The organism is Pandoraea terrae (assembly GCF_902459695.1).
GTDB lineage: Bacteria > Pseudomonadota > Gammaproteobacteria > Burkholderiales > Burkholderiaceae > Pandoraea > Pandoraea terrae.
On sequence record NZ_CABPRZ010000052.1, the window covers coordinates 1 to 5,561 of the forward strand.

Consider the following 5,561-nt stretch of genomic DNA (forward strand, 5'->3'; position numbering starts at 1 on the left):
CGCGCTGCGGATGAAGCGCCGCGGCGCGCACCAGTAAATCGCCCAGGGGCGACGCCTCACACCACGAAACAGGCTCGCTCATTGGAAGTCTCCTCAAGTGCTTGTGATTGCTGTCAGGAAGGGCGACGGTCCGACACGGGACGTGGAATATCCGCACCGTCGGCATCTCGTCTCCGCGAACCACTGCCGCCGGATTGATGCTGCGCACAATCGAGGCGTACGTATCGCGGGGGGATTTGTCGATGATTATAGGTTTTGTAACCTATAAATGAAATCGAGAATTGTACCGATGCTCCCCATCAGCCGGGAGAGGGGGTTGGCCAAGTGACAGCGTAGACATATGGAATGCGGCGGCCAACGAATACAAGCGTCGTAGCCGCACCCGTTTTGAATACGATAGATATAGGTAATTTAACCTATAATGAAACGAACATTTGACTGACGTCCGAGGGGGGGCGTGCTGGACGACAACGTGCTTGAGGCCGCTACGGCGTGCGGCCACCGGGCTAATAAACGGATACCATCGGAAAGCGACGCGCTTGTGCGACCCCGACTCTCCGATGAACGCTCGTCCTGCGAAGAAACCACGACATGAAAATGACGACTGACCGATGAAAGCATTGAAGATTCCTCTCAAAAGGATTCCCGAAACCGCGGTTGCGGCGCCTGCCCGGCGACGCGGCAACAGGGCAAGCCGCGTGCCCCAGATTATTGAGGTGTCCCTCAGGGTGTTGGTTTCCGAGGGTTATGCCGGGTATACGATTACTCGTGTCGCCAAGGAGGCCGGTATTCGCCTGAGTACCTTGCAGCACTACTTCGGCAATCGCGAGGAATTGCTTCGTGCGACGATGCACGAGGTCGCCAGTCGATACTTCGAGCGTTACAGGAAAACCATCGAAAACAGGGCCCTCGCACCGGAAGCGCGACTCGATGCCGTTGCTGATGATTTCATCGTCGAGTTCAGCAAACCCGAAGTCGCGGCCTTCATTCTCGAGTTCTGGGCTTTGACCGAACATGAGCCGTTCGCGAGCGAGTTATTGGCGGAGCTGCAGAAACAGTTCTGCCATCTGAACGCCGATTTGATCGCGGAAATCAACCCGGCGCTGTCGACGGAAGATTGCTACTTGCGCGGCACGCTGATCGCGGCGCACGGCGAAGGGCTGATCGTTCTCATTCGCCGAGGGCCGGACGACCTGCCGCCTTTGACCGCCTTGCGAAGCGCCACGAAAGTCATTTGGCGGGCGATAAGCAAGGCGGCGTAGCTCGCCGGTGGGAAAGCGCACGCGGGTTGGTAGCTCCGCCCGGGAGTCGAGCCGTAACCCGCCGGTCGGACGGGTTACCGTACGCAGGGCGCTTTATTGGGCCAACATGCCGGCATCCACGAGATGCTCGCTGCCGGTAATGTACGACGCCTCGTCGGACGCAAGGAAAAGTACGAGGTTGGTCACCTCGCCGGGTTGGGCGATACGTCCCAATGGAATCAGCGACGTGGCATCGCCACCCTCGTCGTCCGTCGCTTCGACCATCATGGGCGTGAAGATAAAGCCGGGATGGACGGAATTGACCCGGATGTTGTTCTTCCCGTATTCGACGGCAGTTGCTTTGGTCATCCCCCGTACCGCGAACTTGCTTGCCACGTAAGCGAGACTCGGGAAGCCGTAGTTCGCTGCCATGCCGGCGATGGACGAGATATTGACGATGGAGCCGATGCCGGCCTTGAGCATGGAGGGGATAATCGCACGCATGCCGAGGAAGACCGAATGCTGGTTGATTGCGCAGACTTTCAGATAATCCGCTTCGCTCAACGTCTCTGTGTTGACGACCGGCCCGAGGATCCCGGCGTTGTTCACCAGGACCGTGACCGGGCCGAAGGTAGCCTCCGCCTGCGCGACCACTTTCGTCCAGTCGTCGGCATTTGTCACGTCGTGGCGAATGAAACACGCATTCGGACCCAGTTCCTTCGCCAAGGACTGCCCCCCCGCCTCGTTGACATCGGTCAGGATGACCTTGGCGCCCTCTGCCACGAAACGCGCGGCGTGGGATGCGCCCATGCCGCGCGCAGCCCCGGTGATCAGCGCCACCTTACCCGTAAGTCTGCTCATCTCTCACTCCTCATCCCTGTTGGTAATACTCAAAATGGACCCGCCAGGCCAGGCTACTGCGCCGAAGGGGCCAGAAAAGTTTCATAGGCATGGACGGTGTCCATGTATTCCCGGACACGCATGATCTTGTCGCCTGCAAGCTCGAAGACGAAGTGGTAGCGGTTGTTGTAGACCTTGCCGTTCTTCAGTTCCGCATAGGATTCTGCTTCGACGGCTACCCGGTCACCCTCGGCGATCATGGACAGGGGTACGATACGCAGTGCACCTGTCTTGTAAAGTTCCGTCGCGCCCAGAAGCAGTGGCGCCAACTGGATCTTCGTATAGGTTCCCGACAAACCCTTCAGACGACCCGACACCCACCAGGTCGCGTCGTCGTGAAGCTGCTCCAGGATTCCGGGAACGTTGCCGGTAGAAAACACCTCGAGGAAGCGCACGACAACTGCTTTGCTCGATTCGTTCGTATTGCTCGCCACGTGGTGGTCCTCCCATTTCTGCGCAACAATGAATCGGGAATCGGTCAGCGAACTGAAACAAGTCCGCCGTCGACCGGGAAAAGCTGCCCCGTGATGAAGCGGGAGGCATCACTGGCAAGAAACACCATTACAGGTGCCAGATCACGTGTGGCGTCGCCGAACTTGCCACCGAGTGGAATGGCCAATCGGGTTTCAGCGTCATGTGCAGCCAAATCTTCGGGTGTCAACGCATTACGGAAGTTGACGTACATGGGCGTGACCATGTACGGGAGCACCGCGTTGACCCGAACCCCTTCGGGCCCCCACTGTCTGGCGACGGTGCGAGTCCAGGTATGAACGGCGGCTTTCGTTGCGGCGTAAAGCGCGTTGTTCTTTTCACCGGTCAATCCGGATTCCGACTCGAAATTGATGATGTTGCCGGAGCCATGCTTGCGCATGTACTTGTAGGCAACGCCATTCGTATTCATTGTGCCGAAGACGTTGGTCTTGAAAAGAAAATCATGGAGATCCTCACCGATGTCTTCCGGCGGCGCATGCCGCTGCACTCCGGCGATATTGACCATTACGTCGAGCCCGCCCATGGCATCAATCGCTTCAGCGAATGCCGACTCGACTTCAGCGCGCTTGCTGACGTCGCAATGGAAATAGTTTGCTGTTCCCTGACCATGGCGACTTGCTTCGGCCGCGACGTTCCTGCCAAGGGTGTCGTTCATATCCAGAGAAGCCACGGCGGCCCCCTCGACAACATAGGCGCGAACCACCGCTTCGCCGATTCCTTGCGCGCCACCGGTCACGATGATCTTCTTTCCTTGAAGATTCATACGATAGTCTCCTTTGTGAATCAATACACGGGTGCAACGGTCTGAGATCAGTGCGAGGGACGTGCTGGTTGACTCGTGTGACCGTCTCCAGCAGACCTCGCGAACAGTTCACTACGCGACTCCAGGGAGTTCGATCTTCGGCGCCACTTCCTTGGCAATGAGTTCGAGCGAGTGGAACCAGGGAGACGGATCGTCGTAGTAGTCGTGGGATTCGACCTGCAAGGTTCCCCATCCGCCGCAGGCATGGAAAAGCGTATTGATCTTTTCGGTGACCGTTTCCGGAGAGCCGACAATAAACACGTGATCCACCAGGAACTCGAGGTCGGCCTTGGAGGGATCGATCCCTGCATCCTTGGCAAAGCCATCCATCATCCCGAAGCGGTGCCATATCGGAATCAGATAATGCTGGAAGCAGTAACCAATGGGCCCCTCCATGACGAGGCGCTTGGCTTCCTTATCCGTATCGGCGACGAATACGGTTTGTGACACGGCCCACCGCGAGCGGTCGGGGGTATGCCCCGCGGCGATCGCGGCTTCCGAATACGTCTCCCAGTGCTTCTTCAGGGCATCGAGGCCGGAAAAGATGGATACCGGCTTGAAGTTGCGCTCGCCCGCCAACTTCATCGATGGCGACTTATAGCTGAAACCCGTTACCGCGATTTCGGGGGCGACGCCACCCCAGGGAGCGAAGTTCGCGAGCTTGTGCTGCTCATCGCTTTCGTCGTGGGCCACGGCTTCTTCCGGATAGCCCGCGTTCCAGAACTTTCCTTCGTAAAAGAACGGATCGCGCTTCCAGATCTTTTCCATGATGGACAAGGATTCGCGCACCATTTCATTCAGGAAAGCCGTGTCCTGGCCGCCCTTGATGCCGTGCATATAGGAAGCCTGGGGATAAGCCCCGGCGCCGATGCCCAGGAAATAGCGCCCCTCCAGAATCTGCGACAGCCACCCCACCATGATTGCCAGCTTGGTCGGATGCTGGTGGGGCAGCAGGTGGGCCATGGGTGCAAACTTGATGTTCTTCGTCAGCAGCGCCGCGGCGGACATGATCAATTCCGGGTTGGGAATGTTCTCCCAAATCTGCGACGCGTGTTCGGAGATCATCATCGTCGTAAAGCCCGCTTTGTCGCAGGCGACCGAGCTTTGCACCCCCCATTCGAACGTCTGTCGAGCTGTGCGGCCGGGCCGCATGTACGGGTGGAAAATCAAACCGGTTTCCATTGCCATGGGTTGTCTCCTCTGTCGTGCGAACGACGAATTCAAGCGTTATTGAATGGTCAGCGATGAACTGCGAATTGACTATAACGTTGCTATAGAATGCAAGTCAACTACTGTGTTGACAAAATACGTGGTTCCCCCAATATGGTGGTAATGGTCCCTTTCTGAGGATGGATCTTGAGACGACAATCTCCAAAAAACGGCAGGCCGGCGCCCGAGAATGACGGGCAAGTCAAGCGGGACTTGCTGAAGGCCGCCATGCGCCTGTTGAGTACCCAGGGCCGTGAGGGAGCGACGTCACGGGCGATTTGTGCCGAGGCAGGCGTGAGTGCGCCCACGATGTATCACCACTACGGCGACCTCACGGGCTTGCACAAGGCTGCGATAGATGAAACATATGTCCAGGTGGCGGAGGCCTATCGGCGCGGAGCGCGGGAAAAGGGCCCGCAGCAAGGGTTGCGGGCTGGCTGGGCGATGTTCAACCACTTCGCGCGCGAGGAGCCGCGCATGTGCCGCATCGTCATCCAGCAGATTCTCGCGGGGGAGCCGCCGAGCTCGGTCGCCGGGACGCTGGACACTGTCGCCGAGGACCTGGAAAGTCTGCACGCACAGGGTTTGCTGAACGTCAGCCCGTACTTTGCCGTTCAGATGCTGTGGCTCGCCACGCTGGGCAGCATTTGCTTCACTGCGCGCGAGGATGGCGACAAAGCGCTGTATCCCTCGCTACAGAACTCAATGATCGACATGATTCTTCGCTCGCTATTCAAGGAATGCGGTACCGACGAAAAGGTGCTGAAAGAAAACGATCAACACGTTCGTGGATAGTCAACATTTGTGTTGACACGGCTTGTCTGGCGTCACATACTAGGCCACACGCAAACAGACAAGCCGAGGAAACCGATGAAATTCCATTTGATGCAGACCGGTGTGATAGGCCGTCGTTATGA

At 57.9% G+C, this 5,561-nt stretch carries 6 protein-coding genes; 2 read left to right on the plus strand and 4 right to left on the minus strand.

Annotated elements, in window-relative coordinates; all coding sequences use genetic code 11:
- Positions 1-611: 611 nt before the first annotated feature.
- On the plus strand, positions 612-1,262 hold the full coding sequence (locus PTE30175_RS27825) for a TetR family transcriptional regulator (RefSeq protein WP_150700310.1): 651 nt from the start codon (positions 612-614) through the stop codon (positions 1,260-1,262).
- 93 nt (positions 1,263-1,355) lie between these two features.
- Here the strand turns inward: PTE30175_RS27825 and PTE30175_RS27830 are convergent, their stop codons facing one another.
- The 4 genes from PTE30175_RS27830 to PTE30175_RS27845 form a co-directional block, all read right to left on the minus strand.
- Positions 1,356-2,102, minus strand: coding sequence for a glucose 1-dehydrogenase (locus tag PTE30175_RS27830; RefSeq protein ID WP_150700311.1), 747 nt, complete (start codon positions 2,100-2,102; stop codon positions 1,356-1,358).
- Positions 2,103-2,155: 53 nt separating this feature from the next.
- Positions 2,156-2,575 (minus strand): nuclear transport factor 2 family protein, encoded by a 420-nt coding sequence (locus tag PTE30175_RS27835; protein WP_150700312.1) that lies wholly within the window; start codon positions 2,573-2,575, stop codon positions 2,156-2,158.
- Between the two features lie 44 nt (positions 2,576-2,619).
- The gene (locus tag PTE30175_RS27840) at positions 2,620-3,396 is read right to left on the minus strand and encodes an SDR family NAD(P)-dependent oxidoreductase (RefSeq protein ID WP_150700313.1); all 777 of its coding nucleotides are present in this window, start codon (positions 3,394-3,396) and stop codon (positions 2,620-2,622) included.
- 111 nt (positions 3,397-3,507) lie between these two features.
- Positions 3,508-4,623, minus strand: coding sequence for an LLM class flavin-dependent oxidoreductase (locus tag PTE30175_RS27845; RefSeq protein ID WP_150700314.1), 1,116 nt, complete (start codon positions 4,621-4,623; stop codon positions 3,508-3,510).
- Positions 4,624-4,857: 234 nt separating this feature from the next.
- Between PTE30175_RS27845 and PTE30175_RS27850 the strand changes: the two genes are divergently transcribed.
- Positions 4,858-5,439 (plus strand): TetR/AcrR family transcriptional regulator, encoded by a 582-nt coding sequence (locus PTE30175_RS27850; protein ID WP_150700315.1) that lies wholly within the window; start codon positions 4,858-4,860, stop codon positions 5,437-5,439.
- Positions 5,440-5,561 lie beyond the last annotated feature (122 nt).

What these genes read in the sequence shown, in the direction of transcription:
- PTE30175_RS27830 (WP_150700311.1), bottom strand. Translation starts at nt 2,102, where the DNA reads ATGAGCAGACTTACGGGTAAGGTGGCGCTGATCACCGGGGCTGCGCGC.
- PTE30175_RS27825 (WP_150700310.1), top strand. Translation starts at nt 612, where the DNA reads ATGAAAGCATTGAAGATTCCTCTCAAAAGGATTCCCGAAACCGCGGTT.
- PTE30175_RS27840 (WP_150700313.1), bottom strand. Translation starts at nt 3,396, where the DNA reads ATGAATCTTCAAGGAAAGAAGATCATCGTGACCGGTGGCGCGCAAGGA.
- PTE30175_RS27845 (WP_150700314.1), bottom strand. Translation starts at nt 4,623, where the DNA reads ATGGCAATGGAAACCGGTTTGATTTTCCACCCGTACATGCGGCCCGGC.